27 protein-coding genes, 1 tRNA gene and 2 pseudogenes are annotated in these 25,011 nt (G+C 63.4%); 16 read left to right on the forward strand and 14 right to left on the reverse strand.

Features of this window, described 5'->3' with window-relative positions; genetic code table 11:
* Window positions 1-22: 22 nt before the first annotated feature.
* Together AC07M7_RS15150 and AC07M7_RS15155 are read left to right on the forward strand one after the other, a co-directional pair.
* Complete coding sequence (locus tag AC07M7_RS15150; RefSeq protein WP_004136763.1) at window positions 23-706, forward strand: response regulator transcription factor; 684 nt, start codon at window positions 23-25, stop codon at window positions 704-706.
* 25 nt (window positions 707-731) lie between these two features.
* Window positions 732-2,156, forward strand: a complete 1,425-nt coding sequence (locus AC07M7_RS15155) for an ATP-binding protein (protein WP_136639111.1) — start codon at window positions 732-734, stop codon at window positions 2,154-2,156.
* 127 nt (window positions 2,157-2,283) lie between these two features.
* Here AC07M7_RS15155 and AC07M7_RS15160 read toward each other — a convergent pair whose 3' ends face one another.
* Together AC07M7_RS15160 and AC07M7_RS15165 are read right to left on the reverse strand one after the other, a co-directional pair.
* On the reverse strand, window positions 2,284-3,075 hold the full coding sequence (locus tag AC07M7_RS15160; protein WP_495207774.1) for a M90 family metallopeptidase: 792 nt from the start codon (window positions 3,073-3,075) through the stop codon (window positions 2,284-2,286).
* Window positions 3,042-3,326 (reverse strand): hypothetical protein, encoded by a 285-nt coding sequence (locus tag AC07M7_RS15165; protein WP_014645622.1) that lies wholly within the window; start codon window positions 3,324-3,326, stop codon window positions 3,042-3,044. The genes AC07M7_RS15160 and AC07M7_RS15165 overlap by 34 nt, the downstream gene beginning before the upstream one ends.
* A 144-nt stretch (window positions 3,327-3,470) precedes the next feature.
* On the opposite strand from AC07M7_RS15165, the gene birA reads away from it, so the two are divergent.
* The 4 genes from birA to AC07M7_RS15185 all read left to right on the forward strand — a co-directional run bounded on the left by birA (window position 3,471) and on the right by AC07M7_RS15185 (window position 6,142).
* Window positions 3,471-4,439: a bifunctional biotin--[acetyl-CoA-carboxylase] ligase/biotin operon repressor BirA gene (gene birA / locus AC07M7_RS15170; protein ID WP_253079023.1), complete on the forward strand. Its 969-nt coding sequence runs from the start codon at window positions 3,471-3,473 to the stop codon at window positions 4,437-4,439.
* A complete protein-coding gene (locus AC07M7_RS15175; RefSeq protein WP_046984540.1) occupies window positions 4,436-5,167 on the forward strand; it encodes a type III pantothenate kinase in 732 nt (243 codons plus the stop codon). Before birA ends, AC07M7_RS15175 begins: the two co-directional genes overlap by 4 nt.
* 9 nt (window positions 5,168-5,176) lie before the next feature.
* Complete coding sequence (locus AC07M7_RS15180; RefSeq protein WP_495207775.1) at window positions 5,177-6,025, forward strand: SPOR domain-containing protein; 849 nt, start codon at window positions 5,177-5,179, stop codon at window positions 6,023-6,025.
* 41 nt (window positions 6,026-6,066) lie between these two features.
* Window positions 6,067-6,142, forward strand: a tRNA-Thr gene (locus AC07M7_RS15185).
* Window positions 6,143-6,243: 101 nt separating this feature from the next.
* Here AC07M7_RS15185 and AC07M7_RS15190 read toward each other — a convergent pair.
* The 6 genes and pseudogenes from AC07M7_RS15190 to AC07M7_RS15215 all read right to left on the reverse strand — a co-directional run bounded on the left by AC07M7_RS15190 (window position 6,244) and on the right by AC07M7_RS15215 (window position 10,746).
* Window positions 6,244-7,422 carry a site-specific integrase gene (locus AC07M7_RS15190; RefSeq protein WP_495207776.1) on the reverse strand — a complete coding sequence of 393 codons (1,179 nt, stop codon included), beginning with the start codon at window positions 7,420-7,422 and terminating at the stop codon, window positions 6,244-6,246.
* Window positions 7,422-7,646: a hypothetical protein gene (locus tag AC07M7_RS15195; RefSeq protein ID WP_033833477.1), complete on the reverse strand. Its 225-nt coding sequence runs from the start codon at window positions 7,644-7,646 to the stop codon at window positions 7,422-7,424. Before AC07M7_RS15195 ends, AC07M7_RS15190 begins: the two co-directional genes overlap by 1 nt.
* 589 nt (window positions 7,647-8,235) lie before the next feature.
* Window positions 8,236-8,439 (reverse strand): annotated as a pseudogene (locus AC07M7_RS15200) (tail protein X); the annotation flags it as partial.
* Window positions 8,439-8,906: a head completion/stabilization protein gene (locus AC07M7_RS15205; RefSeq protein WP_495207777.1), complete on the reverse strand. Its 468-nt coding sequence runs from the start codon at window positions 8,904-8,906 to the stop codon at window positions 8,439-8,441. The gene AC07M7_RS15205 and the pseudogene AC07M7_RS15200, both read right to left, overlap by 1 nt.
* A gap of 104 nt (window positions 8,907-9,010) precedes the next feature.
* Window positions 9,011-9,719 (reverse strand): annotated as a pseudogene (gene gpM, locus AC07M7_RS15210) (phage terminase small subunit).
* 4 nt (window positions 9,720-9,723) lie between these two features.
* Complete coding sequence (locus AC07M7_RS15215) at window positions 9,724-10,746, reverse strand: phage major capsid protein, P2 family (protein ID WP_495207778.1); 1,023 nt, start codon at window positions 10,744-10,746, stop codon at window positions 9,724-9,726.
* 84 nt (window positions 10,747-10,830) lie between these two features.
* On the opposite strand from AC07M7_RS15215, the gene AC07M7_RS15220 reads away from it, so the two are divergent.
* Window positions 10,831-11,556, forward strand: a complete 726-nt coding sequence (locus AC07M7_RS15220) for a phage terminase large subunit family protein (RefSeq protein WP_495207801.1) — start codon at window positions 10,831-10,833, stop codon at window positions 11,554-11,556.
* A complete protein-coding gene (locus tag AC07M7_RS15225; protein ID WP_495207779.1) occupies window positions 11,556-13,151 on the forward strand; it encodes a phage portal protein in 1,596 nt (531 codons plus the stop codon). Before AC07M7_RS15220 ends, AC07M7_RS15225 begins: the two co-directional genes overlap by 1 nt.
* Before the next feature lie 191 nt (window positions 13,152-13,342).
* Here the strand turns inward: AC07M7_RS15225 and AC07M7_RS15230 are convergent, their stop codons facing one another.
* The gene (locus tag AC07M7_RS15230) at window positions 13,343-14,110 is read right to left on the reverse strand and encodes a hypothetical protein (protein ID WP_495207780.1); all 768 of its coding nucleotides are present in this window, start codon (window positions 14,108-14,110) and stop codon (window positions 13,343-13,345) included.
* A 255-nt stretch (window positions 14,111-14,365) separates the two neighbouring features.
* On the reverse strand, window positions 14,366-15,058 hold the full coding sequence (locus AC07M7_RS15235) for a Rha family transcriptional regulator (protein WP_495207781.1): 693 nt from the start codon (window positions 15,056-15,058) through the stop codon (window positions 14,366-14,368).
* Window positions 15,059-16,101: 1,043 nt separating this feature from the next.
* Between AC07M7_RS15235 and AC07M7_RS15240 the strand changes: the two genes are divergently transcribed.
* Together AC07M7_RS15240 and AC07M7_RS15245 are read left to right on the forward strand one after the other, a co-directional pair.
* The gene (locus tag AC07M7_RS15240; RefSeq protein ID WP_495207782.1) at window positions 16,102-16,932 is read left to right on the forward strand and encodes a hypothetical protein; all 831 of its coding nucleotides are present in this window, start codon (window positions 16,102-16,104) and stop codon (window positions 16,930-16,932) included.
* Entirely contained in the window at window positions 16,932-17,627 is a 696-nt protein-coding gene (locus AC07M7_RS15245; RefSeq protein WP_495207783.1) for a hypothetical protein, read from the forward strand. The genes AC07M7_RS15240 and AC07M7_RS15245 overlap by 1 nt, the downstream gene beginning before the upstream one ends.
* A gap of 105 nt (window positions 17,628-17,732) precedes the next feature.
* Here AC07M7_RS15245 and AC07M7_RS15250 read toward each other — a convergent pair whose 3' ends face one another.
* Window positions 17,733-17,915, reverse strand: coding sequence for an integrase core domain-containing protein (locus AC07M7_RS15250; protein ID WP_495207784.1), 183 nt, complete (start codon window positions 17,913-17,915; stop codon window positions 17,733-17,735).
* Between the two features lie 364 nt (window positions 17,916-18,279).
* Complete coding sequence (locus tag AC07M7_RS15255; protein ID WP_495207785.1) at window positions 18,280-19,065, reverse strand: hypothetical protein; 786 nt, start codon at window positions 19,063-19,065, stop codon at window positions 18,280-18,282.
* Between the two features lie 210 nt (window positions 19,066-19,275).
* Between AC07M7_RS15255 and AC07M7_RS15260 the strand changes: the two genes are divergently transcribed.
* The gene (locus AC07M7_RS15260; RefSeq protein ID WP_253079025.1) at window positions 19,276-20,046 is read left to right on the forward strand and encodes a DUF3011 domain-containing protein; all 771 of its coding nucleotides are present in this window, start codon (window positions 19,276-19,278) and stop codon (window positions 20,044-20,046) included.
* 25 nt (window positions 20,047-20,071) lie between these two features.
* On the opposite strand, the gene AC07M7_RS15265 is transcribed toward AC07M7_RS15260, so the two are convergent.
* Window positions 20,072-20,419: a hypothetical protein gene (locus AC07M7_RS15265; RefSeq protein ID WP_046984553.1), complete on the reverse strand. Its 348-nt coding sequence runs from the start codon at window positions 20,417-20,419 to the stop codon at window positions 20,072-20,074.
* Between the two features lie 129 nt (window positions 20,420-20,548).
* On the opposite strand from AC07M7_RS15265, the gene rocF reads away from it, so the two are divergent.
* From rocF to AC07M7_RS15280, 3 genes are all read left to right on the forward strand, one after another.
* Window positions 20,549-21,469, forward strand: coding sequence for an arginase (gene rocF / locus AC07M7_RS15270; protein ID WP_426354782.1), 921 nt, complete (start codon window positions 20,549-20,551; stop codon window positions 21,467-21,469).
* 162 nt (window positions 21,470-21,631) lie between these two features.
* Window positions 21,632-21,769: an entericidin A/B family lipoprotein gene (locus AC07M7_RS15275; protein WP_008266021.1), complete on the forward strand. Its 138-nt coding sequence runs from the start codon at window positions 21,632-21,634 to the stop codon at window positions 21,767-21,769.
* A 206-nt stretch (window positions 21,770-21,975) separates the two neighbouring features.
* The gene (locus AC07M7_RS15280; RefSeq protein ID WP_004153772.1) at window positions 21,976-22,197 is read left to right on the forward strand and encodes a CsbD family protein; all 222 of its coding nucleotides are present in this window, start codon (window positions 21,976-21,978) and stop codon (window positions 22,195-22,197) included.
* A 73-nt stretch (window positions 22,198-22,270) separates the two neighbouring features.
* On the opposite strand, the gene AC07M7_RS15285 is transcribed toward AC07M7_RS15280, so the two are convergent.
* Window positions 22,271-23,071 (reverse strand): hypothetical protein, encoded by an 801-nt coding sequence (locus tag AC07M7_RS15285; protein ID WP_495207786.1) that lies wholly within the window; start codon window positions 23,069-23,071, stop codon window positions 22,271-22,273.
* A gap of 108 nt (window positions 23,072-23,179) precedes the next feature.
* Between AC07M7_RS15285 and AC07M7_RS15290 the strand changes: the two genes are divergently transcribed.
* Window positions 23,180-24,472 (forward strand): tryptophan--tRNA ligase, encoded by a 1,293-nt coding sequence (locus AC07M7_RS15290; protein ID WP_046984556.1) that lies wholly within the window; start codon window positions 23,180-23,182, stop codon window positions 24,470-24,472.
* Between the two features lie 126 nt (window positions 24,473-24,598).
* Window positions 24,599-24,901: a hypothetical protein gene (locus AC07M7_RS15295; protein WP_046984557.1), complete on the forward strand. Its 303-nt coding sequence runs from the start codon at window positions 24,599-24,601 to the stop codon at window positions 24,899-24,901.
* Window positions 24,902-25,011: the final 110 nt, after the last annotated feature.

Below are 25,011 nucleotides of genomic sequence, written 5' to 3' on the forward strand. Positions count from 1 at the left end.
CCCAGGACACTAGGGAGAGTTCATGCGTATCCTTCTGGTCGAAGACGAAGCCCCGCTGCGTGAGACCCTGGCAGCCCGGCTCAAGCGCGAAGGCTTTGCCGTCGATGCTGCGCAGGACGGCGAGGAAGGCCTCTACATGGGGCGCGAAGTCCCGTTCGATGTCGGCATCATCGACCTCGGCCTGCCCAAGATGTCGGGCATGGAGCTGATCAAGGCCCTGCGTGACGAAGGCAAGAAGTTCCCGGTGCTGATCCTGACCGCGCGTTCGAGCTGGCAGGACAAGGTCGAGGGCCTGAAGCAGGGCGCTGATGATTACCTGGTCAAGCCGTTCCACGTCGAAGAACTGCTGGCACGCGTCAACGCGCTGCTGCGCCGCGCCGCCGGCTGGAGCAAGCCGACCCTGGAATGCGGCCCGGTTGCCCTGGACCTGGCTGCCCAGACCGTCAGCGTGGCTGGCAGCAATGTCGACCTCACCAGCTACGAGTACAAGGTGCTGGAGTACCTGATGATGCACGCCGGTGAACTGGTCTCCAAGGCCGACCTCACCGAGCACATCTACCAGCAGGACTTCGACCGCGACTCGAACGTGCTGGAGGTCTTCATCGGCCGCCTGCGCAAGAAGCTGGACCCGGATGGCGAGCTGAAGCCGATCGAGACCGTGCGCGGTCGCGGCTACCGTTTCGCGATTCCGCGCAACGAGGGCTGAGCCGGCTCACCCTGGCGATAACACGATGTCCGGCCGTCTGTGGTTCTTCCGACGCTGGCGGCCGCGCTCCCTGCAGGCGCGCCAGATGTTCGCCGCGTCCGTGGGTCTGGTCGCGTTCCTGGCGCTGGCCGGTTACGCGCTCGACGCCGCCTTCGCCGATACGGCGAAGGCGAACCTGCGTGAGCGTCTGAAGAACTACGCCACCGCCTATGCGGCCGGCATCGACTTCACCCGCGACCGCTCGCTGTACATCCGCGAGCAGCCGCCGGATTCGCGCTTCGATGTGCCGGGCAGCGGCCTGTACCTGCAGGTGGTGATGCCGCACGGCAAGGGCAATTCGATGTCTGCCGAAGGCCCGATGCTGCCCACCGTCGGCGGCGGCCTGCTGGCGCCGCGCCAGGAAGTGTTCGAAGGCCCGCTGCCGATGATCCAGATCGACGGCAGCCAGGGCTCGGTGTACCGCTATGGCCTGGGCCTGGTGTGGGATGCCGACGCCGATCCCGCCACCGAATTCCCGTACACCATCTACGTGATGGAAGACTCGCGCGCGCTGGGTGCGCAGCTGCGGGTGTTCCGCAGCCGGGTGTGGTTCTACCTCGGCGGCATCGGCCTGATCCTGCTGCTGCTGCAGACCGTCATCCTGCAGTGGAGCCTGCGGCCCCTGCGTCGCGTGATCACCGAGCTGACCAAGGTGCAGCGTGGCGAGACCGCGCGCATGAGCGAGCGCCACCCGCGCGAGCTGGAGCCGCTGACTGACAGCATCAACGCCTTCATTGAAAGCGAGCGCGAGAACCTGGAGCGCCAGCGCAACACCCTGGCCGATCTGGCGCACAGCCTGAAGACGCCGATCGCGGTGCTGCGCACGCAGATGGACAGCGGCGCGGGCGATGGCGCGCTGCGTGAGGAACTGGACGTGCAGCTGCAGCGCATGAACAACCTGGTCTCCTACCAGCTGGCACGTGCGGCGTCGTCGGGTCACAAGCTGTTCTCTGCGCCGCTGCCGATTGAATCCAACGCCGAGGAAATCGTGCGTGGCCTGGAGAAGGTCTATGCCTCGAAGGGCGTGCTGTGCGAATTCGATATCGACCCGGCCGCGCGCTTCCACGGCGAACCGGGTGACCTGCAGGAACTGCTGGGCAACCTGCTGGAGAATGCCTTCAAGTGGGCCAACCGCCGCGTGCTGCTGACCGCGCAGCCGCTGCCGGCACCGAACGCGCGCCGCGCCGGCCTGCTGCTGGCGGTGGACGACGATGGCCCGGGCATCGCCCCGGACGACATCGGCAAGGTGCTGCAGCGTGGTGTACGTGGTGACGAGCGCGTGCAGGGCCACGGCATCGGCCTGTCGATCGTGCAGGACCTGATCAAGGACTACCGCGGCGAGCTGACCGTGGGCCGTTCCAGTGAGTTGGGTGGCGCCCGCTTCGAGGTGCAGCTGCCGCCGGGGCCGTAAGCCGCGCGCTCCCGCCCGCCGGGCATCGCCTGGCGCAACAACGCATGGTGTTCCGGTAGTGCCGGCCGCTGGCCGGCAACCTCATGATCTTCGATGGCAGTCCCAGGTTGCCGGCCAGCGGCCGGCACTACCGTTCTTCGAACGCCGGCGGCTCGCCATAGAACCCCCGCAGCTGCGCGGCCACCTCCGGCAACGCCTTATGCAGCAGATCCGGCGCGGAGAAGTGGTATTCGCTGGCCACCGCGAAGAACTCTTCCGGCGCCTCGGCCGCATACGGATCGATCAACGTTTCCTCGCCTGCGTCCACCTGCGCACAGAAGGCGTCGAAGGCACGCTGGAAAATGCCCGCCCACTCGCGCTGCCATTCGCGTGGCAGCGGTGGCGTACCGTCCATCGCGCCATCCAGCGCATCCAGCTTGTGCACCATTTCGTGCACGGCCACGCAGTAACCCTCGTGCGGTGCGGCCAGGTCGGCCTGCACGTCGGCCCAGGACAGGATCAACGGACCGCTGTCCCACGATTCGCCAATCAGTTCGTCATCCCACTCGTGCAGCACGCCGGCCGCATCCATGTGGCTGCGGTGCACGCGGAACGCATCGGGGTAGACGATCAGCTGCGACCAGCCTTCCAGGCCCACTTCGCCGAACTCCAGCAGCGGCAGGCAGCACAGCGCCGCCAGCAGCACACCATCGCCGGCCTGCAATTGCAGGTCACCAATCGGCGTGATGGTCTTCTCGTGCAGGAAGCGCGTGGTCAGCACGCGCAGGCGCGCACGGCGTTCGTCGTCCAGTCCGTGCAGCCAGGCCGCGCGGCGCCAGGCGTCATCCCAAAGCGCATCGTCAATCGGCCGCGGCGCAGGCCGCAGCCACTGCAGCAACGACTTGATCAGCGGAACATTCCCGGCAGGTAGCTGTGCCACTTCGGTGCGCGGATGCGCTGCAGCACGTCGTCGTCGCTGCCACCGCCACCGGTGCTGGTGGCGCTGCTGGCGGCCGGGCGCACCGGTGCCGGCTTGGTGGTGGCTGCCGAGGCGGTTGCGGTCGGTGCGCGCTGCGAGGCGGCATCACCATTGGAGGACACGCAAGCGCCGCGGCTGTCGTCCAGCGCTGCTGTCGCAGACGCCGCGAAGGGCATCATCAGCAGGATCAGGCAATGGGCATAACGGCGCATTGACGACATCCACGTTAAGGGAGGGTGAGTTCCCGATTCTAGCCCGAACCCGACGCCCAGTTGGAAGCCCCCGCGGAACCCAGCGTGGCGGGCGTCGCTGGCGGCTTTCCCGCATAATTCCTTCCTGACTTCGTGGAAGCTGCCGTGGACGATCGCCAATTGCTGGCCAAACTCGCTGCCGGTCGCCTGTCCGGCGACGCCCTGGCCCGTGAGCTGGGTCAGACCCGGGCGGCCATTTGGAAGCGTATTCAAGGACTTAGGGCCGCCGGTGTGGACATCGAGGGCCGTGCTGGCGAAGGCTATGGCCTGACCCGCCCGGTTGATCTGCTGGACCCGGACGCGATCCGCGCCGGCCTGCCTGCTGACGTCCAGGCCCTGCTGCACGACCTGCAGGTGGCTTGGACGGTGGACTCGACCAACGCCGAATTGCTGCGCTGCAGCGCGCCCCAGCGCGGGGTGAGTGTCCTGCTGGCCGAACGCCAGACCGGCGGCCGTGGCCGTCGCGGCCGCGCCTGGGCCTCGCCACTGGCTGCGCATATCTACCTGTCGGTGCTGCGCCTGTTCTCCGGTGGCCTCGGCCGCCTGGCCGGGCTGAGCCTGGTGGCCGGCATCGCCGTGGCCGAAGCGCTGCACGATCTGGGCTACACCCAGGCGCAGCTGAAGTGGCCGAACGACCTGATCGTCGATGGCAAGCGCAAGCTGGTCGGCCTGCTCGCGGAGGGTGGTGGCGAATACGCCGGCCCGGCGCGCGCGGTGATCGGCATCGGCATCAATACGCATATGCCACCGTCGTTCGCCGAGCAGATCACCCAGCCGTGGGTGGACCTGGACACGCTGGCCGGCAAGCCGGTGGACCGCAACGTAGTGGTCGCCGCCGTGCTGACGCGCCTGCTGCCGGCGCTGGAAGAGTTCGATCGCGAAGGGCTGGCCCCGTTCCTGCCGCGCTACGCCGCGTTTGACATGCTGGCCGGCCGCGAAGTACGCGTGGAACTGGACGGACAGTGGCAGCACGGTACCGCACTTGGCCTGGCTGACGACGGCGCGCTGCGCGTGCGCATCGATGGCCACGAGCGCCTGCTGCACGCCGGCGAAGTCAGCGTGAGGGCGGCATGAGCGATTGGTTGTTCGACCTGGGCAACTCGCGCTTCAAGTTCGCGCCGTTGCAGGGTGACCGTGCCGGCGACGTACAGGCCTGGGCGCACGGCGCCGAAGGCATGGCCGGGCAGCCGCCGCACAGCCTGCCCAGCGGCACCACCGCGTTCGTGGCCAGCGTGGCCGCACCCTCGCTGACCAGCGCCATGCTGGACCAGCTGCAGCGCCGCTTCGAACACGTGCATGTGGTGCGCACCAGCGCCGAATGTGCCGGCGTGCGCATCGCCTATGCCAAGCCGGAAAAGTTCGGCGTCGACCGCTTCCTGGCCCTGTTGGCCGCCGCCAAGGCGCAGCGCCCGGTGCTGGTGGTCGGCGTTGGCACCGCCTTGACGATTGATCTGCTCGACGCCAATGGCCAGCACCACGGTGGCCGCATTTCCGCATCGCCCACCACCATGCGCGAAGCACTGCACGCGCGTGCAGTGCAGCTGCCTGCAACCGGCGGCGACTACAGCGAATTCGCCAACGACACTGCCGACGCGCTGGCCTCCGGCTGCGATGGTGCGGCTGTGGCGCTGATCGAACGCAGCGCACAGCAGGCGAACGCGCTGCTGGGCGTGGCACCGTCACTGCTGGTACACGGTGGCGGCGCACCAGCGCTGATGCCGTTGCTGCCCGGCGCCGACTATCACCCGTCGCTGGTGCTGGATGGCCTCGCCCGCTGGGCGGTGCACCAGCCCGCAGGCTAGTATCCGCGCATGCTGACCCGTGCCCTGATCGTCGTACTGGCCATCCTCAATCTTGGCGTCGCCTGCTGGTGGCTGCTGCGCGATGCACCGCAGGCGCCTGCGCCGCCGCCGCAACCCGCTGGCGTAGCCGAGCTGCGCTGGGTGCCCGGTGGCGTGGATGCCGCTGCGGCCGCCGAGGCCACTGCCGCCGCCCCGACCGCGCCGTTGATGGAGCGCGAACCTGCTGAGAGGACGGCTGTGGCTGCGACGCCTGCGCCCGTTGCGCCGGCCAAGCAGGAGATCGCCAACCCGCAGGTGGCCGAGGCTACGCCGGTTGCTGCCGCTGCCAAGCCGGTGACACCGGCCGCGCCGACCGCGGCCCCGGAAAAGCCCGCAACCCCGTCCGCAGCCGCCGAGCCGCCGCGCTGCATCGCGCTGGGCCCGTTCGCCGACCGCGCTGCTGCTACCAGTGCGCAGGGCAAGGCCGGCAATGTCATCAGTCAGGTGCGCCTGCGCGAACAGCCTGCTGCCAGCGGCAGCGCCCGTTTCCGCGTGATGCTGCCGGCCGCCGCCAACCGCGAAGAAGCCCAGGCCACGGTGAAGCGCATCGTCGCCGCCGGCCTGAGCGACTACTACATCATCAGCCAGGGCGAGGACATCAACGCCGTGGCACTGGGCCAGTACCGCAACCGCGAAGGCGCCGAGCGCCGCATGGCGGCGGTGCAGGCTGCCGGCTTCCAGCCGCGCCTGGTCGCCAGCGGCGACGCCGGCCAGTGGTGGCTGGAAGGGCAGCTGGCGGCGGGCGCGCAGCCGGCCCAGGCCCAGCAGCGCAGCGGGGCGGCACAAAGCCGGTCGCTGGAATGCACACGGTTGCGCTAGAATCCCCCGGACCGCGGCACTGCCGCCGGTGCACCACCCATGCCGCTTTAGCTCAGTTGGTAGAGCAACTGTCTTGTAAACAGTAGGTCATCCGTTCGATTCGGATAAGCGGCACCACTCGGGAAGCGCCGAAACGCCTTGAAAATAGGGGTTTCAACGAAAAAGGCCAGCGCACTGCGCTGGCCTTTTGGCATCCACCGGTAAAATTGCCGGTAAAATTAGCCTTTCTTTTTTGGTTTCACGGCCGCTTTCACCACCGGTACGGAATGGTCGTACAGCTGACGCATGGCCTCGGTCACGTGGCCGCCAGCGCCCTTATCCTCGCTGTCGGTAATTCCCCGATGTTTCAAGCCATGGAGTGCGAACCGCTGGTCCTTCTCGATCACGTCCTCCGCAACCGCGCGGCGGACCAGGCGCTGCCAGGCGCTGTCGAGGGCTGATTTCGTGAGCGGGGTGCCGGACTCCGAAACCAGTAGGCATCGTTGCTCAGGCTTGATCGGTACCGGCCGCCCATGGGCCCGCATCCGTTCGTCCCGGTAGGACTGTAGCCACTTCACGGCCGCGCGCAGATCCTTGGTCCACATCGTCACGTTGTCGCGCGAACCCTTTCGGCGATTGCTGCGAATACCCTCAGTCTGCAGGTGGGCGTCGGTGAGAGTATTCACCTCAATGCCGCGCAGGCGGACCGCATAGGCCAGCACCATGACTGCAGGGAGATAGGGCGGGCAGCTGCCAACGGTATGCGCCTGCCGGCTGGCGCACGCGCGCGCGAATCGCAGCACCGCGTCGAACGCGTCGTGGTCAGGCATGCGCGCGTCGCGCTTCTCACGCACCTTGCGTATGCCGTCGGCAGGATTCGACGTGCAGTGGCCATGCCGGATTCCCCAAGCGAACAGACGCCGCAGATAGCTGGCAACGCGGTTGGCTGCCGCCGGTGTTGCCGCGATCAGGGGCAGCCTACCTATGGCAGGCCGGCCAGTGGCCAAGGTTTCCACCACTCGCTGCAGAACCGGCACCGAAAGATGCTCGATGCGCTGTTGGCCCAGCGGGCGACCATCGCGCAAGAGGTAGGTGCACGCCTTTCCTGCGCAGTAGTCGTAGCCCTGCTTCGATTTCTTCGACAGGTCGATGTACTCGCTCGACCGCTTGAACACCTCGACCAGGTAGTCGAGGGTTCCACGAACGTTGCCGCCGGCTCGCGCCTCCATGATCGCGTGCAGATCCGAAAGACGGGCGCGCCGCGAGGCCACCGTTTCCTTCTTCTGCCCGATGCCTTCGGGGTGTGGGTCGAGCACGTACCAACGGCCTTCGCCCCAATACACGCCGCGTGGCAGCGATCCCTGGTCGATATGACCAGGGATCTCCGGGTTGAACTTCCTTTTCCGACCTCGTGTCATCAGACCAATTCCAGCAGTGTTGTTGCCTGTGGCAGCGCCGATGCGCCCGGCAGACCCAAGGCCGCGTTGATGGCCTCGACGGTGGTCCAGATGCGCCCGCGCCGGTCGTACTTATACAAAATCCCTTGACTGTCCGCCCACCGCTCCACCGTTGTGGGTGTGGGGGGCGGACCATCAGGGGCGCAGATCCGTTGTAGATCGGTGAAGTGCAGGATCTGCGCCATGCTCAAGCCCTCCCTGCGGCGAACAATTTCATCTGTAGCACGTTGCTCGGCAAGGGTTCCTCCACTGGCGCGGCGGACCGCTGCAGGCCGTGTTGCTTGTGCCAGTGCGCCCACGCCAGGTCGAACGTCGGGTGCTTCGCCGTGGTGCTGCAACGGCATTCGATGAGGTGGCCACCGCCCGCGCCCTCGCGGCGTAGATCATGGATGTACCGTGCCGGGTGGCTATCCGGGCACGCGGGGAGGGCGCGCGGCGCTGTCTTCTGAACCTGTGTCATGCAGCCTCCAGGCCCTTGCGAGCAAATAGTGCCGTCGCGGAGTAGCCGGGCGTCGTGCGGTACGCGTACAGCGCCGCCGGTTGCATCTTCCGGCTGAAGTAGCCCGTGCCGGTGGCGTCTTCCAACCACCAACCAAACGGGTCAACCTGCAGGGCAAAGGCTGCTTCCAATCGAGCCCGCTTGTCAGCTGGGGTCAATCCCGACACGTAGCGGGCGATCACCTCAATTTCCCCGCGCTCAGTATCGAATACCTCGCCGATGTAGTTCTCTGCGCCGGACTCGATGAGCCTGCGTGCAAAGGCAGAGCCGGGTGGCTGAACAAGGGGGCGCATCGCGGCGCCGGTGGACGGTGCGGGTACGTCGGGTAGCTCCACGACAGTGCCGATGGGCAGGATCGGCCCATGAAGGCTGATGCCGTAGTTCAGGGCGTGCGCCTTCTCGACCATGCCGGCGGTGGTGCCCAGGTGCCGGTGGCAGAGCGCATCGAGCGTGTCGCCCTGCATCGAGACGACGCGCATCAGATCAGTTCCACGGTGACGCGCGGCAAGCCCTGCAGGTCGCAAATGGCGTTGCGCAGATCGCGGCGGATCTCATCGATGGTCGGGGTCAATTCCTCCGCACGTTGGTTGCCCTGTGCGGTGGCGTCATAGGAACGGTAGCGTTCGTGCAGTTCGACAGCGGTGGCGCAGCCGACCGCGCGCAGGAACAGATGCACCAGCCGCGAGCTGCCGTCGATCATCTGCGCCGGCACGTCGGCCAAGGTGGCGTAGCCGGCGGCTTCCTTGCCGGCCTGCCACGCCTCCAGTTCCCGCGTTACGTCCATGACCGCTGACACCACAGTGCTTCGCATACGCGGTGCCGGTATGTCGCCGGGGACGCGGATCGCCTCACGCAGCGCAACCACGTCGATCTCCGGCCAGAACGCGCCGGCGGTGACGTTGGGTTGCTTGGCGGCGGGTGATGCGTTGGCAACAAAGCTGCTCATGGTGGCCTCGTAGGTCGCCGGTGGTCGGGGCGTCACACCAAGGGAGAGAGGTCTTGGTGATCGGCCCCGAGCCGGCGGGGTTGCGGGGTACGCTCGGTGTGAGGTCAGCCGTTGGACTGGCTGGCCTCGAACTTGTTCATCAGGCGCTCGGCGCGCTTGAGGTCTTCCTTGCCGCCGCAGCTGTCGTGCAGCTGGATGGCCTCGCGCAGATCGTCAATGGCCTGGCCGACAGCCTCCGCATCCTGCGGCGCCTCGTTTGGGGCCGCTGGCAGCAAGCAGCGAGCGCGGGCCAACAGCAGTCGGGCGCGGACCTGATCGGGCATGTCGTGGCCCTTGGTCCACTTCCACGGCCCGATTCAGCACGCCCAGGTCGAACCCTGCGCCCGTCTTCAACGCATTGAGCGCGGCGATGCCAATTTCCTCGGCAACGACGCAGCCGGCGGTGCGTTCGAAACGGTCGGGCATCGTCAGGCCGTGTGCCAGCACGTAGGCGGCGATGTTCAGCGCCGCGTCGTACAGGCCCGCGTCGATGTTCCACAGCATCAGCGTGGACACCACGTCGTCCTGGCCACCGGCATCGGCGGCGAGCACGCCCTCGATGTAGGCGTCGTAGGTCGGCAGCAGTGCGGCCTTGAGCTGGCCCTTGGCCTGGCCCGACTGGATCTGTTTCAGTCGAGCGCGGTCGGTAGCCAGCTGCAGCAAGATCTGCTGATAGATCGGCGTGCCCTCCATCAGGTTGCCGCCGGCTGCGCGCTTGGCCGCTTCCTCGGCCTCAACGCGCTGCAGGTGCCGCTTGGCGGGACTGTCGGCCATGGCCTCAGTCCTCGACCTTGATGTTCTCAACGACCGCGCCACGGCCGTAGTCCTCGACCACGTAGCAGTCGTTGGACGACTCGAAGTTCGCCACGCGGTTCTTCTCCGGCTCTTCCTTGAGGTAGCGACGGCGGCCGTCGATCTGCCAATAGAGGGACAGGTTGTCCAGCGAGGTGACCAGCAGAGCATCGGCCGGCATGAAGGGAACAACCACCGGCTGCAGGCCACCGATGCGCTTGGTGCCCAGCACCAGATCCGCGGCCAGCAGCTCAGTGGGCTTGTTGTCCTGATTGATGATCGGGAAATACTTGTCATGCACCAGGTTGCGGCCGAGCACGACGACCAACGCCGGATCTTGCTGATGCCACGGGTCGATCAGGTTAGACACCACGTCCATGACCAGCGCGTCGAGGTTGGCGTAGTCACGCGTTGCCTTGTCGGCACCGCCGATCACGATCTTGTCGCCGGCCTTGCCCTTGGCCATCACACGCTTGCCAGAATGCTCGCGGTACTGCTGCAGCCAGCCCTTGTTGACGTCCTGCAGCAGCGGGTTGGTGGAGCTGTTGGTGGTCGGTGCAATGCTGGTGCCGTTGAAGCCGACCATGATGCGGTCCAACGCCTGGCGCTGGATGATCGCGTCGCGCAGCACGGTCTGGAAGTTCTTCTGACGTGCCCACGCGTCGAGGCGTGCGTAGGGAATGGCGGTGTCGTAGTTGGTCTGCACACACTCATAGCCGGTCTTGTCGAGTGCGGTCACATCCACCGGCTCACGCTTGCCATTGCCGCTGGTGTCGGTGCGGCCGGCGATGGTGCCACTCACACCCACGCCAATCTTCTCGCCCTTGAGGTCGATCACGCCGGGCATGTTGATGGCGGACAGGAAAGCGCTGCTCTCCTGAATACGCTGCTCGATGGTCTGCTGCACGCTCGGCTCGACCGAGAACGACAGGGCTGCGGATTCGACGTTGTTCAGTTCCGCCACGCGGCGGGTGAACTGGTTGAACTGTTTGCGGGTTTCGGTACGCATTGCGTTGCTCCGTAAGTAGGGGGCCGGTGGGAATCAGCAGTCGGTGGCGTCGCCGACGTTGCCGCCGCTGGCCGAGGCTGCGACCTGTTCGATATCGAGGAACTGCGCCGCGACTACAGCGCAGAGGAATTCGCCAACCTGCTGATGTGCGAGTTCGTGGACGACAGCGCCAGCATCTTCCCGCTCACGATGCTGCAGCCGTGCCAGGTCGATAGCTGGGTGGAGTGGGCCGACGATTTCAAGCCACTGGCGCTTCGCCCCTACGGCGACCGCGCGGTGTGGATCGGGTATGACCCTGCTGAGACAGGCGACAGTGCCGGCATCGTGGTGGTGGCGCCGCCGCAGGTGCCCGGCGGCAAGTTCCGCGTGCTGGAACGCCATCAGTTCAAGGGCATGGACTTTGCGGCGCAGGCTGCTTTCATCCAGCAGATCACCCTGCGGTATTGGGTGACCTATATCGGCATCGACGCAACCGGCATGGGCACGGGCGTAGCCCAGCTGGTGCGCCAGTTCTTCCCCGGCGTGACGATCTTCAACTACTCCCCCGAGGTGAAGACCCGGCTGGTGCTGAAGGCGTTCGATGTCATCAAGAACGAGCGTCTGGAGTACGACGCAGGCTGGACCGACCTTACGCAGTCGCTGCTGGCGATCCAGAAAACCATCACCCCAAGCGGGCGTCAGGTCACCTATACGGCCGGCCGCTCGCGCACCACAGGCCACGCCGACCTGGCGTGGGCACTCATGCACGCACTGCAGAACGAACCGCTTGAAGGCGGCGCCGCTGCGCGCGGCTCCATGGAGATTTTCTGATGACTGACCCTGACCAGGGCGCTACCGCGACCGCGCCTGCCGGCGTCGAGGCGTTCACCTTTGGCGACCCTACGCCAGTGCTGGACTCGCGCGGCATCCTCGACTACCTCGAATGCTGGCGTAACGGTCGCTACTTCGAACCGCCGGTGGATCTGCATGGGTTGTCTCGCACCACTCGCGCCAATCCCTATCTGCACAGCGGGTTGACCTTCAAGCGGAACATGCTGGTCAGCACGTACCGCCCGCACAAGCTGCTCAGCCGCGAGGCGTTCGCGCAGCTGGCGTTGGACTACATCACCTTCGGCATGGCTTACGTTGAGCGCCGCCGCGCTATGTCCGGTGTCAATCACTCCCTGGCGGTGCCGCTGGCCAAGTACATGCGCCGAGGCGTGGAGCCGGGCGAGTTCTTCCAGATCCGCGCTGGTCAGATTGAGCATGAGTTTACTCGCGGCGATGTGTTCCAGCTGCGCGAGGCAGATGTTGACCAGGAGATTTACGGGCTACCGGAATGGATGCCGGCTGTTCAGTCGGCCCTGCTGAACGAATCGGCGACGCTGTTCCGCCGGAAGTATTACAACAACGGTTCGCACGCGGGTTTCATTCTGTACCTGACCGACTCATTGACCGAGAAGGACAATGTGGACGAAATCCGGAACGCCCTGCGCGAGTCGCGCGGCCCGGGCAACTTCCGCAACCTCTTCCTGCACTCGCCGGGCGGGAGCAAGGATGGATTGAAGCTGATTCCCGTGAGTGAGGTTGCGGCAAAGGATGAATTCACTGGCATCAAGAGCGTGACCCGCGACGACATGCTGGCGTCCCTTCGGACGCCGCCGCAGCTGCTCGGCATCGTGCCGCAGAACAGTGGCGGCTTTGGCTCGATCCGAGAGGCGGCGACCGTGTGGACTGCAATGGAGCTTTCACCCCTGCCGACCTTGCCGGCCAACAGCTTCGACGCCCTCATCACTGACCCGCCGTATGCCAGCGGTGGCACGCATGCCGCGTCCCGCCAGCAGTCTCCCCAGGTGAAGTACATGCAGAGCAACGGCCCGCAGCTGCACGCCGACTTTGTCGGCGACGAACGCGATCAGCGCTCGCACCTCGCATGGATGCGCCTGTGGCTGGCCGAATGCAGCCGAGTGCTGAAGGAGGGCGCCCCGGTGTTGCTGTTCACCGACTGGCGGCAGCTGCCTCTGACCACCGACGCCCTGCAGTGTGCTGGCTTCACCTGGCGCGGTGTGGCGGTGTGGGACAAGACCGAGGGCGTGCGGCCGCAGCTCGGCCGCTACCGCAACCAAGCCGAGTACGTCGTGTGGGGTAGCAAGGGCCATATGCCCCTCGGCCGGCGTGCGCCGGTGTTGCCTGGCGTCGTGCGGGAGAAGGTCCGCAAGCTGGACAAGCACCACATGACCGGCAAGCCGACCGACCTCATGCGCCAGCTGGTGCGGATCTGCGAAGAAGGCGGGCGCATCCTCGATCCCTTCGCCGGCTCCGGCACCACGCTGGTAGCCGCGGATGCTGAGGGCTACAGCTGGACCGGCATCGAGATGACCGGGCACTACTACGATGTTGCCAGCAGCAGATTGGGCGGTCACTGACCTCATGCCTTCAGGAAGGAAGGCCGCTTAACTGCGGCCTTCCCGTGTGCGTTCTAGATGCAGTGCTGGGTGCATCTATCTGGGGATAACCAAGATGGAGAAACTACAGCTTCGCGTCGTCGAAAGTGTCTCGCTGGCAACGGGTCTGTTCGTGTCGGAAACCTGGTACTTCCGACCTGCGCCGAGCGGTCCTACTCCTCCGGTGTTAGGGGGCTGACATCTGCCGGGAGCGTAATGAATCCATGGACAACTGAACCAAACGCAGTGGGGAGCATCGTGGCGAAATTGTCTCCAGCCATGGTTTTGTAGAAGCCTGGCCGTACAGAAATTAGCCCTGCAGATTCAAGCTCACGGCAGGCCCTCTCTACTATGTAGAAGGGCAGGTCATGTCTAAAACAAGCCCGTAACGGCGTCTCAAAGTCAGAGGGGGTGATTGCCCTGTTATCCTTTCCCAGTTTTTCTACGACATCGGTACGTCTGGCTGAATAGAATTGAAGCACCTTGATATGGATGCTGGTCATGTCCCTTAAGGCCGCAATTCGCATCTGATTGAAAGCCTCATCATCGCTGGCATGAAGGGCAACGTTGAGCATTGCAGCCCTTAGTGCATCAATCTTTTCCGGCTCTTTTGTCAGTAGTGCAATATGGGTCGTGCTGATAAGAGCTGAAGAGTATGCCCCTGATTCAAAGAGTTCATCAGGCAGGCTTGACAGCTTGTCCTCGACGGCTCTCAGGTCATTGTGAACGTGATTGAAGAACTCCGAAGCCCGCTTCTGGCTCGGTGACTGAACGGCAAGTTTAAGCATCGCGCTCGCAGCCGATCCCACAGCAGGGACCGCCTGAATGGTGGCATGTACCGCTTCTACGGCAATGTCGCTCGCCGTGAGTTTATTCATTAGGTTCGGATCACGATCAGGGCCCGAAACCTGGAGCGTTGTGCTTTTTTTTTCCTTGGACATGGCAATCTCCTTAGTGGTACTACAGAGGCAAGAAGTCGTTCAGCAGTCCGGCGCCTTCATCCCTATACGAGGGTTAGCAGAGGGAGCGCAACCGCTCAGGCAGCCACAATCTGCGGTGTAGTCGGCCCTGGGAGCTGAAGTCTGGACGGGATCTAGAGAGCAGAGCAGTGGCCAGGGCTCGCCTGCCCAGCCCGAACTCGACCCACGACACAGCGCAGCACAAGCCGCCTACGGGCGGCTTTCTTGTGTCTGGACTCAGCCATCGTTCCGGTCTGGGCTGTGTGGCAAGCGGTTGCGGGTGCACAAGGGCGTTACTCCCAATGCTTCCATGGTGGGCATTGGAACACCCAGGGTTGTGTTGACCTGATACAACTGCCAGTAGGCTTGGCGGCGTTCGTCTTCGTTGGTGGCTGTAGTCAATGCGCGGGACGACTTGCGGGCCTGATCGTGGAGCATGAGCTTGTCTTTGAGGCGAATGCCCCGTGCGAACTCCAGATCCTCAGCCAGGGGGGCCACATAGGGCTGGCGCAGTCTGGCTTCCATCACGTTGAAGGCCGAGATGTAGGCTAGCTTGAAGGCCAGGGCCTGTTTGCCCGTAAAGCCCATCGCCAACAGGGCAAACCCGTCACGGCTCAGGTGGTAGATCGGGTCGCGCCGGACGGCGCCACTTCCGATGCTGACCTCCACCTCTGCGGCCTCGAACAGATCCTCGGGGACCATCAGCCCAATTTTGGGCTGATGGTCCTCGTCGTCCACTTGGTCATCCAGGTCCGCCCGGTCCGGCCACTGGATGTGCTCTCTCAAGTCGCTCAATAAGCCTTCTATGGCCCGCAGCACATGGCTGTGGCGCTTGTCGAAGAATGCGGCCACGTCGGTGCTGGTGGTGAAGGCGCTGCCGGCCGGTGACAGCCGGACAACCGGCGCGGGGAGTGGGTCGGTGATGGTCATGCCCCCATTCTGCCCTCTGCCCCCCGGCGTGCGCACTCGTCTCCCCGCCACGCCTGCGCACTTCATGGGGTGCTTTTTCTGCACTGCCTGCAGCAAGGCCCAGCCCCGGCCCTGTATGGCGTTCTCCGGGGTTCCCTGGCACCGGCTGGCCCTGCGGTTCCCTGCGCGATAGGGGGTGTTTGAGGGGCTCACTGTGGCCTTCTTCCGCCACCTTCGGACGGTTCCAATTTTTCAGGTGACCACGGGGAGGAGGTAACCAGGTAATACCCGCCCCCGAACGACGGGTAAGTGATTGATAGGAAAGGGGGGGGCTGGTTACCTTTTGGGGTGATCTGGGGTAATTTTTCGTTCCCTATAAAGTAATGTCATTGATTAATAAGGAAATTTCATCCCGCCGACGTTACCTCTTGAAAAGGTAATGGGATTACTCAGGGGTTACCTTATTGTTACCTTTATATCATCAATATAAGTCATTGATTTTACGGATGAATCTGGTTGCTTCTTCAAGATGGTTACCTTTGTTACCTCTTTCCCTTGGTCACCTCAAAAATTGCACCTAATCGCGCGTAAGAGGGCTATCAGCATCTCCGCCGCCGCACTCGCTCATACCTCCAGCTCGCGCTCTTGCCGCAGTCTCTGCGACGGCCAACCAATAGCGACCTCATCAGGCGTTGAAGAAGATGACCCCGGATGCAGCTTGTGCCGCTACATTAAACCGCATGGCCTGAGCAGAAACCGCTTGGTCATTACAGCTTCCGAGAGCATTGATTAGAGCATCGCTAGCTCCTACTTGCCGACTGAGAGCGTCAGTTAACTGACGGCAGTGCCTTAATGAATTCTAAACGGCGGTGAATCATGAGGTGGGGGAGCAATGTAGTTTCCCGTTCTTAGGTATGAATCACGATGCGAGAGCGCTCCGGCTCCCCATCTGGATGGTCATCAATTCATCGCGGCAACCCTTCCGTCCTGGCCGCGCAAAAGGTCGCGACGGCTCTCGATTATTCAAACGGGAATTCACATTAGAAGGAAATAATATTATGCGGATGATCCTGGTCGCTGTGATTTTTTGTTTCTCTCTGACTGTAGCAAATGAAGCGTACGCTGAATGGTCATGTAGAATTCAGTCGGGTTCGGTGTCAGTGGGGGGGGACGCTCATCAAGTACCCGATGTTCAAATTTGCGAATGGACGGGTGGTGGTGATGGTGGCACCTGGGATGGTGGAGGGGGAATAATAGGTGGTGGCGGTGGGCAAATTGTGGGAGGGGTCTGCCCTGCGTTGATGGCGGTTAGGCCGGTGTCCTGCCCCAATCCCATACCAAAACCTGCGGGTCCTTATTATGCGGAAGATAAAATTCCCACTTCCGGCCTGCTTTCTACCTCTTCAATGAGAATGGCAATATCTTTCGCTAAAGGCGTTGGAACTTGGCAGGGGTTGAATATCAATGCGTCGCCTGCTGCCATGGAAATCTTAAGGTCTGCACTGGAGCAGCAGACGGCAAACCTTGCAGATGGTGGTAATTTGACTTCGTCAAACTACTATTTCAGAAACCAATTGGCTTCCGCCTGCGACCAGCAAGTTATTGATTCAAATGGTGTCAGGGGTGGTATAACTCCAACCAAACCGGAGCTTTTCTGCTTTGAGATGATGAAGGCTTTTGATGCGGAAGCAAATGACAGGCTTAATTTTGTTCAGTGGTTTATAGACTATTCCAGGAAAAATGGGGTTCCGCTCGAGGCATATGTTCCATATGGTATCGTGGAGCTTTCTTCGCCGAACAACTCGATTGCTGCAAAGTCGCGCGCGGTAACTGAGGATGCCGCCTGTTCCGCATGGTGGGTTCAGGTTAAATCTTATGGATGCGGAGGCAACTAATGTCTTTCAGAGCTATTTTTATTTATGTTTCGCTTGTAGTCTTTCTCATCGGGTGTTCAAAAGATAAAGAGGAATCTCGTGACGGTGGAGGTGACGGGCGCGGCGCCGCTGCAGAGGGATTGGTTTTGGAAGATTCTCCGCAAGATTCGACTGCTGCAACGCCGAGGCTTGCACATAAAGGGGCTGCCAGACGTCCTGCCGACTACATTTGTCGGGTGGATTGTGGAAATTCCGGGCCTCTAGAGGCGAAGTCCGAGAGGGAGGCTGAATGGCTGGCGAAGCATCGTTATCCGACGGTCCAAGAGGAGTCTTACCTTAGGTCTGCCCCGCTAGATTTGATTCAGCAAGAATCTCAGATGGGAAACCCCGCTGCGGCGGTGGAGCTCGGTAGAAGAACGGCTCTGAACGGTCAATTTGGGGAAGGCCTTACGCTTCTTCGTAACCAGGCGTTGTCCGGGAACCTGTATTCTTACTATTCCCTTTCCGAGATCAGCAAGACTGTTCCAGTGAAGAGCGCAATCGAGCCAGCAGCATACCTTCGTTTAGCTTACCTTCTGGGGGACGTTAAGGCTGCGGATGTGATTTCTAGAATGGAGCTTAGTTCGGTTGAGCTTGCGGCAGCTGATGCTAGGGCCATGCATTTGTATAATGGATTTGCCGGCGGCCAGGTTTCCGATCCGAGGCCTCAAGAGTAGATTTTCTCTATTGTCGTTTTAAGAAGGGCCTCAAAGGAGGCCCTTCTCATTTCATCGTTGTCCTCGATCGTCGCAGTTGTAATGACCCATCGATTTATGCTCAGATCATGCGATTAATGCTGCGGTGCAGGCCGCATCAAGGTTCATCATCTTTAGCTCCTGATGAGGGCGTTGATAGTTGTAGCAGACGATCCCGTCGGCGATCACTCGCAGTGCATGGGTCTGGCTCCCGAAGCGGTGCCGCTGCACACATTGCTCCTTCAATGTTCGGATCACTCGCTCCAACACTTGATCAATTTTTCCTTAATTTAGCTCATCGATGTTTCCTTTGGGAAAAGTAACACCCAAGCAGGAAATCAGTGAGTCATTATCAGTAGATGCGATCGAGGGCGGCCGGGAAAATGGAAGTGAGGGCCCAATAGCAATAGGCGTTCCACAGACCGGCGCCGGGAAAAAAGAGCTGCCTAAGTATCTGATTCTAGAGCTTAGTCCAACTATCTTGTAAACAGTAGGTCATCCGTTCGATTCGGATAAGCGGCACCACTTCGATCCCTTGGCATCTGCACATGTCCACGGGGAACAATCAACCCGCTGCAATGGCGGGTTTTTTGTGCGTTGCCGTTCTGAAAAGAATGCGGGTCTGGAGGCATGTTCAACGCGACCTCGTAAGACCCCTTCTGAGTTGGTTGCAACGCTGGAGCATACGTTCGCCAGACTTTTCATTCATTTGAATGCGGCCATCGGCGAGAAGGGGATAGGTCTCGAGACGGACACGATAGGCTGCTTGCGAAGACAGCTGCACTGCAGCGTCGTCCGTGCCGATGGCGGCTCCAGGCAGCGAATTCTCTCGAACAACGCCATTTACCTGAAGCTGTGCGCAGATTCCGGCGTAGTAGGCGATGCGTTCATCAAGCGCCTGAGGGTGCCTTGTGGCATGACCTAGCGCATGGAATGTCTCGTGTGCGACCAGATCGACAAGGTTTGCAACAGTCCGTCCGCGGTCGTCATGTATCGAAGCCGCAAGTGCCAATGTCTTCCCACCCGAGAACGATCCCAAAGCACGCGACTGTATCGTCGCGGCGGTATCCGTTGGCGCGAGAAGAATCCGGTATCTGTTCGCCTTTGCTTCTATCCATGATTCGGAGAACTTCGCTGCTGCATCAATGCGCATGCAGGTATCGGCAACGTCAACCGGTGATCCTGCAGCCATCAAGAGCAGGATTTCGTGCTGGGTGTTGGTGCAGTGAAACGATTCCAGAGCGGGCAGGTCCTTGCGCCCTGGAACAATGGAGAGAGACCGGAAGTAGCGGAATGGCCCGAGAGGCGTGGACACCAGCTCGGTATAGCCATCCGAAGGGATGCCTTGTGGAAATCCAATCGTTGTGGCGCAGCCTGCCAGGATGGAGGCGGCGAATGCGGCGAGTACGACTCCTTTCATCGCTTCACCCAAAGGTGCGGGTGCTCAAGGTACGCCCGCATCTCCTGTTGTTTACTACATCTCCATGCACAAGTGGACTTCTAGAACACCCTACCAGACCTGAATCCCCACGCGCTCCACCCGGATCTTGATATTCCTCACGGACAGTGAGCAGCGCCCCACCGCATACTGCCGCCACACGCCCACTCTGGGCCCCTTCGGGATCCGCACATGCGTCGCCATGCCCTGTCGCTCACCGCCGCACTGTTGTCCACCGCTTTCGTTACCCCGGCCATGGCCGCAGTGCCGTTCTTCAACGCCAGCTGCCCGGGCGGCATCGATGTGCACGCCGACGAAGGCGGGCCGGTCTACGTGCAGGGCCGCGAGGCCTCGCTGAAACGCTTCAACGACCGCTATTTCGAGGCACGCGATACCAACAGTGGCATCACCCTTTCGATCAGCAGCAATGAGGACGGCACGCCGCAGATCAGCTACACCGGCCGTGGCGGCGCCAACGGCATCTGCCAGGTCAGTGCCGGCGGAGAGCCCGCACCGTCTGAACATCGCGACCACCGTCGCCACGATGACGACAACGACGCGGCGCTACCGCGCGAAGTCACCTGCGAGTCCACCGGCCAGCAGCAGGTGTCGTGCGACATGGATACCCGTGGCAACGTGGAAATCGTGCGCCAGCTCAGTCATACCCGCTGCGAACAAGGCCAGAACTGGGGTCTGTCGCGGCATTCGGTGTGGGTGAACGGCGGCTGCCGCGCGGTGTTCCGCAATGTGTCCAAGGCGGCCAACAGCGCGCCGGCAGGCGATACCGCGCTGGGTTCCTGCAATATGCGCAAGGGTGCGCAGGGCACGCTGGTGACCCAGATGCCGGTGGGCAGCGATTACCAGGAACTCATCATCGATTATCCCGATGGGCGCTTCCTGTGCATGATGCGCAACAACGGCCAGGTGCAGAGCGTGACGCCGGTTCGCCGCCGCGGAAGCTGAGCTTGCAGCGGGCTGGGGGCTGGCCTCAGCCGCGGGACCTATACAACAACACCCACGCCAGCATCAGGGCGAGCGTCCCGACTGACGTCAGGCCGAACCACAGCGCGGCCACCTTCACGTTGCCAATCAATGCCGCCAGCATCCGCTGCGGCTCGCTCTTCAGGATCGGGTATTCAGCGTGTGCCTTGCGCAGGCGCTGCCAACCCAAACCGAGGAACAGCAGAAACGAGAATGGCGTCAGCAGGAGCGTCGCCTGCATCAGCCAGCCATTCGGCGACGCATCGATCGAACTGCTCAGAAAAACCGCAAGCAGGGCGATGGGCAGCGCCACGGTGAAAAAGCGGGGCCAGGCGGTATTGATGAAGGGCGACATCGCAATCTTCCATGAGGGGGAGTCGGGTCCGCGCGGCATCATGCCATGCCAATGTCCTGCTGCACCGCCGCGAGTGGTGTCACACAGCTCTGGCTAGACTGTGCTTCTTTTTCCGCGCAGGAGGCACCCATGGCCCATCCCATCTCCGTATCCCTGATTGGCGTTCCCACCGATGTGGGCGCAGGCCATCGCGGTGCACGGCTGGGGCCGGAAGCGCTGCGCGTGGCGGGCCTGCCCGAAGCACTGGAAGCGCGTGGCGTGGACGTGCGCGACCTCGGCAACCTGGACGGCCCGCGCAACCCGTGGACTGCGCCGGTGCAGGGCTATCGCCACCTGGATGAAGTGGTGGCGTGGAACCACGCACTGATGGAAGCCAGCTATGCCGAACTGCAGGCCGGCCGCATGCCGATCATGCTCGGTGGCGACCACTGCCTGGGCATCGGTTCGATCACTGCCGTGGCGCGCTGGTGCCGAGAGCAGGGCAAGACCCTGCGCGTGCTGTGGCTGGATGCGCATTCGGATTTCAACACCAGCGATGTGACCCCGTCGGGCAACATCCACGGCATGCCGGTGGCGTGCCTGTGTGGTCTTGGTCCAGATGCGCTGACCCGCCTGGGCGGTACCTCGCCGGCGATCACCCCGGCGCAGATGCACCAGATCGGCATCCGCTCGGTGGACCCTGAAGAGAAGCGCCTGATCAAGACCCACAAGGTGGATGTCTATGACATGCGCTACATCGACGAGAACGGCATGAAGCGCACCGTGGAAGCCGCCTTGGCCGGCATCGACGAGAACACCCATCTGCATGTCAGCTTCGATGTCGACTTCCTCGACCCCAGCATCGCGCCGGGCGTGGGCACCACGGTGCCGGGCGGGGTGAACTACCGTGAGGCGCAGCTGGTGATGGAAATGATCGCCGACACCGGGTGCATGGGTTCGCTGGACATCGTTGAGCTCAACCCCTTGTTGGACAAGCAGAATGCCACTGCCGAACTGGCCGTGGACCTGGTCGAAAGCCTGTTCGGCAAGTCCACCCTGATGCGCGATTGACGGTTCCGCCTGAACGGATCTGTGATCCGTTCACACGCGCTCCACGCCACTGCCGCCAGATTGCACTTCACGCGGCGGTGGTGGGCATTGGCCTTCTCCCGCCGAGCGAAACAATCCCATCCGCGAATGAAGCGGTGTAGCGGCAAACCCAAGGAGAAGCCCATGAAGCGCGTAGTTGCCCTGATGCTGTTGTCGATGTTCTCGGTGGCCCTGCTGGCCGGTTGCAACACCATTGCCGGCGCCGGCAAGGACGTGCAGAAGGCGGGCGAGAAGGTCGAGGACACCGCGAAGGGCCGTTGAGCCCTGCACGGAACGGAAAGAGAAAAGGGCCGGGGATATCCCCGGCCCTTTTTTTGTGCGCGCGTTCGCTGCAGGGGTTGTGGAAGCGGAGTGAACCATTCAAGCAGGTGAGCATGCATTTCATTGCGGGTTGACCGGCATTCAACAGCCGCTGCGCGAAGCTGGAGCCACGGTAAGAACGCCGTTGCAACCAAGGACTCCCAGCAATGAACAAAGACATCATTTCCGGCAAGTGGTCGCAGCTGAAGGGCAAGGCCCAGGCCAAGTGGGGCGATCTGACCAACGACGACTTCGATGTGGCCGAAGGCAATGCCGAGTATCTCGCCGGCCGCCTGCAGGAACGTTATGGCTGGGCCAAGGATCGCGCGGAGAAGGAAGTGCGTGAGTTCCAGGACGCCGTGAGCAAGGACTACCCGGACTACAAGTAAGCGCCTCGGTTTTCCCCACAACACGACGCCCGCACCGTAAGGTTGCGGGCGTTGTGTTGTCTGGTCGGGAGGATCAGCGCGCCGGCGGGTCCGGCACGTAGCGGTTGGGAAACGCCTGCGGTTCGCGCGGCAGGCGCGACGGCGAATCCACCAGGATGCCGCGTGCGCGCAGGTTGCGGGCGCTGTCGTAGCGCAGCTGCAGGACCTGCGCCGGGCTGCGGCTGGCGCGTTCGAAGTCGGTGTCGCGTACCGAGGACTGTTCGCGTGCGCCGTGGCCGGTGCCCAACGCTGGCGCCTGCGACTTGCTGGCGTAGCCCTCGATTCGGCTGTTGCTGGCGCTGGCATCGGCCGCTGCTTCGGCCGCCGGGGCCGGTGCTGGCAGGCCACGGCGCAGGATCGGCTGCGGGTACCAGCGTCGTGCTTCCTCGAACACCGCAACGCCCACCACGCCGATGTTGTCCGGACGGCCGGTGCGGCTGGCATAGCTGCCACCGGGGCTGCTGAACACGAACTGCGCCACTTCGTCCTGGCTCTTGCGCCAGCCGGTGATGTCGGCGCGCTGGCCGGGGTTGAGCACGTAGCCGGTCTGCGAGGGATCGGCATCTTCGCCGGAGATGGCGTTGACGCCGTCCACCGACAGCACCACCAGCACCCGGCGCGGGCTGTCGTTGTACAGGCGCACGGCGTAGCGGTGGCCGCGCTCGCCGGCCACCCAACGCTGGCCCTCGGCGGGGTAGCTGCGCAGTTCGGTGCCGCGGTCGCGGTCGACCAGGGATATGCGCACGGGGCCACCTTCGTACACCGGCGGCGGCATCGGGGCCGGGCGGAAGCCGGCCAGGGGCAGGATCAGCAGCAGGGGCAGCAGGCGTTTCATCGGGCGTCTCCAGCGGGGTTGCGTGAATGAACGCGCCGCGGGCCCTGACGGGGTTGGTGGCGTGCAAGGTAAACTGGCCCCGTTCATCGAAGGTTACCCCACGCAGTCATGACGACCCGAGTCCTTACCGGCATCACCCCCTCCGGCACGCCCCACCTGGGCAACTACGTTGGCGCCATCCGTCCGGCCATCGCGGCCAGCCGCGCCCCGGGGATCGAGAGCTTCTTCTTCCTGGCCGACCTGCACAGCCTGATCAAGTCCCAGGATCCGCAGCGCACCCAGCGCGCGACCCTGGAGATCGCGGCCAGCTGGCTGGCCTGCGGCCTGGACCCGGAACATGTGTGGTTCTACCGCCAGAGCGACATCCGCGAGACCACCGAGCTGATGTGGTTCCTGACCGCCATCGCCAGCAAGGGCATCCTCAACCGCGCGCACGCCTACAAGGCGGCGGTGGACAAGAACCGCGAGGAAGGCGTGGACGAGGACGCGGGCGTCAGCGCCGGCCTGTTCATGTACCCGGTGCTGATGGCCGCCGACATCCTCATCTTCAAGGCCAACCAGGTTCCGGTGGGCCGCGACCAGATCCAGCACATCGAGATGGCGCGCGATTTCGCCCAGCGCTTCAACCACGTGTACGGCAAGGAGTACTTCCCGCTGCCGGACGTGGTGATCGACGAGCAGGTGGCGACGCTGGCCGGCCTCGACGGCCGCAAGATGAGCAAGAGCTACCACAACACCATTCCGCTGTTCGTGCCGCGCGAGGAGCTGAAGAAGCTGGTGTTCTCGATCCTGACCGACTCGCGCGCACCGGGTGAGGCGAAGGACACCGAGGGCTCGGCGCTGTTCCAGATGTATCAGGCGTTCGCCACCCCGGAACAGACCGCAGAATTCGCCAAGGCGTTCGCCGCCGGCATCAGCTGGGGCGATGCCAAGCAGCAGCTGTTCGAGCGCATCGACAGCGAGCTTTCTCCGCTGCGCGAGCGCTACAACGCGCTGATGGCCGAGCCGGAGAAGATCGAGGCGCTGCTCAAGCGCCGTGGCCAGCAGCTGCGCGAGCAGCTGGCGGCACCGCTGCTGGACGAGCTGCGCCATGCGGTGGGCCTGCGTGACCTGTCCACCGCGGGCGACATCGCCAGCGAGGACGCTGGCGTGGCCCGCGTGGCACCGCCGCTGTTCAAGCAGTACCGCGAGAAGGACGGCCGTTTCTACTTCAAGCTGACCGCCGGTGACGGCACGCTGCTGATCCAGAGCGAAGGCTTTGATTCGCCGCGCGATGCGGGCCAGTTGATCGCGGTGATCAAGCAGGCCGAGCAGGGCGACCAGCTGCAGAGCGAGCTGTTCAAGCTGGAAGCCGAGGTGGATGCGGTGCTGGCGGCATTGGCTGTGTTGCGCGCCGACTGATCGGTAGATGCCGACCTTGGTCGGCGCTGTTGAGGGCGGAATGCCGGCCAGCGGCCGGCACTACCCGCAATCGGCGGCCATGGCATGATGTCCGCGCGCCTCAGGCGCGATGACATGGAGTCTGCAATGGCCTGGTTGTCGCTGCTGCTGTTCCTGCCCTGGTTTCTGTTGCTGGGCAGCCTGTACTGGCTGTTCCCGCGCCAGCCGCGTAGCGCGCGGCGGCGCCTGTTCGATGGTGCTGCCCTGGCATTGGCATTGCTGCTGAGCATCCTGGCGATGCTGTGGGGCCACCATATCGGCCTGGTGCAGCCCGGCGCCGGCCCGATCTGGCCGCAGGTGCTGGCGGTGCTGTATGCCTATGGAGCTTTCCTGGCAGTGCTGGTGCTGGCGTTGCTGCTGCGGCCGCGGTTCGCATTGCGCTCCGGCTGATCGATAGTGCCGGGCGCTGGCCGGCACTACCCGACCAAAGCCGCATCGAACCCGGGCCGCCTGCGCGCCTAACATGGGTGTCTGTTCCCGATCCTGCCAGGTGCGTGCCA

It is taken from the genome of Stenotrophomonas sp. GW821-FHT09E08 (assembly GCF_059416125.1).

Excerpts from the sequence above, each read along its gene's own strand:
- AC07M7_RS15165 (WP_014645622.1), bottom strand. The coding sequence starts at position 3,326 with ATGCGCCGTTATGCCCATTGCCTGATCCTGCTGATGATGCCCTTCGCG.
- AC07M7_RS15295 (WP_046984557.1), top strand. The coding sequence starts at position 24,599 with ATGGCCTGGTTGTCGCTGCTGCTGTTCCTGCCCTGGTTTCTGTTGCTG.
- AC07M7_RS15225 (WP_495207779.1), top strand. The coding sequence starts at position 11,556 with ATGACTGACCCTGACCAGGGCGCTACCGCGACCGCGCCTGCCGGCGTC.
- AC07M7_RS15195 (WP_033833477.1), bottom strand. The coding sequence starts at position 7,646 with ATGGCGCAGATCCTGCACTTCACCGATCTACAACGGATCTGCGCCCCT.
- AC07M7_RS15290 (WP_046984556.1), top strand. The coding sequence starts at position 23,180 with ATGACGACCCGAGTCCTTACCGGCATCACCCCCTCCGGCACGCCCCAC.
- AC07M7_RS15205 (WP_495207777.1), bottom strand. The coding sequence starts at position 8,906 with ATGAGCAGCTTTGTTGCCAACGCATCACCCGCCGCCAAGCAACCCAAC.
- AC07M7_RS15265 (WP_046984553.1), bottom strand. The coding sequence starts at position 20,419 with ATGTCGCCCTTCATCAATACCGCCTGGCCCCGCTTTTTCACCGTGGCG.
- AC07M7_RS15240 (WP_495207782.1), top strand. The coding sequence starts at position 16,102 with ATGATCCTGGTCGCTGTGATTTTTTGTTTCTCTCTGACTGTAGCAAAT.
- AC07M7_RS15280 (WP_004153772.1), top strand. The coding sequence starts at position 21,976 with ATGAACAAAGACATCATTTCCGGCAAGTGGTCGCAGCTGAAGGGCAAG.
- AC07M7_RS15235 (WP_495207781.1), bottom strand. The coding sequence starts at position 15,058 with ATGACCATCACCGACCCACTCCCCGCGCCGGTTGTCCGGCTGTCACCG.
- AC07M7_RS15230 (WP_495207780.1), bottom strand. The coding sequence starts at position 14,110 with ATGTCCAAGGAAAAAAAAAGCACAACGCTCCAGGTTTCGGGCCCTGAT.
- AC07M7_RS15215 (WP_495207778.1), bottom strand. The coding sequence starts at position 10,746 with ATGCGTACCGAAACCCGCAAACAGTTCAACCAGTTCACCCGCCGCGTG.
- AC07M7_RS15285 (WP_495207786.1), bottom strand. The coding sequence starts at position 23,071 with ATGAAACGCCTGCTGCCCCTGCTGCTGATCCTGCCCCTGGCCGGCTTC.
- AC07M7_RS15175 (WP_046984540.1), top strand. The coding sequence starts at position 4,436 with ATGAGCGATTGGTTGTTCGACCTGGGCAACTCGCGCTTCAAGTTCGCG.
- AC07M7_RS15255 (WP_495207785.1), bottom strand. The coding sequence starts at position 19,065 with ATGAAAGGAGTCGTACTCGCCGCATTCGCCGCCTCCATCCTGGCAGGC.
- AC07M7_RS15150 (WP_004136763.1), top strand. The coding sequence starts at position 23 with ATGCGTATCCTTCTGGTCGAAGACGAAGCCCCGCTGCGTGAGACCCTG.
- AC07M7_RS15275 (WP_008266021.1), top strand. The coding sequence starts at position 21,632 with ATGAAGCGCGTAGTTGCCCTGATGCTGTTGTCGATGTTCTCGGTGGCC.
- AC07M7_RS15190 (WP_495207776.1), bottom strand. The coding sequence starts at position 7,422 with ATGACACGAGGTCGGAAAAGGAAGTTCAACCCGGAGATCCCTGGTCAT.
- AC07M7_RS15180 (WP_495207775.1), top strand. The coding sequence starts at position 5,177 with ATGCTGACCCGTGCCCTGATCGTCGTACTGGCCATCCTCAATCTTGGC.
- AC07M7_RS15245 (WP_495207783.1), top strand. The coding sequence starts at position 16,932 with ATGTCTTTCAGAGCTATTTTTATTTATGTTTCGCTTGTAGTCTTTCTC.
- rocF (WP_426354782.1), top strand. The coding sequence starts at position 20,549 with ATGGCCCATCCCATCTCCGTATCCCTGATTGGCGTTCCCACCGATGTG.
- AC07M7_RS15260 (WP_253079025.1), top strand. The coding sequence starts at position 19,276 with ATGCGTCGCCATGCCCTGTCGCTCACCGCCGCACTGTTGTCCACCGCT.
- AC07M7_RS15155 (WP_136639111.1), top strand. The coding sequence starts at position 732 with ATGTCCGGCCGTCTGTGGTTCTTCCGACGCTGGCGGCCGCGCTCCCTG.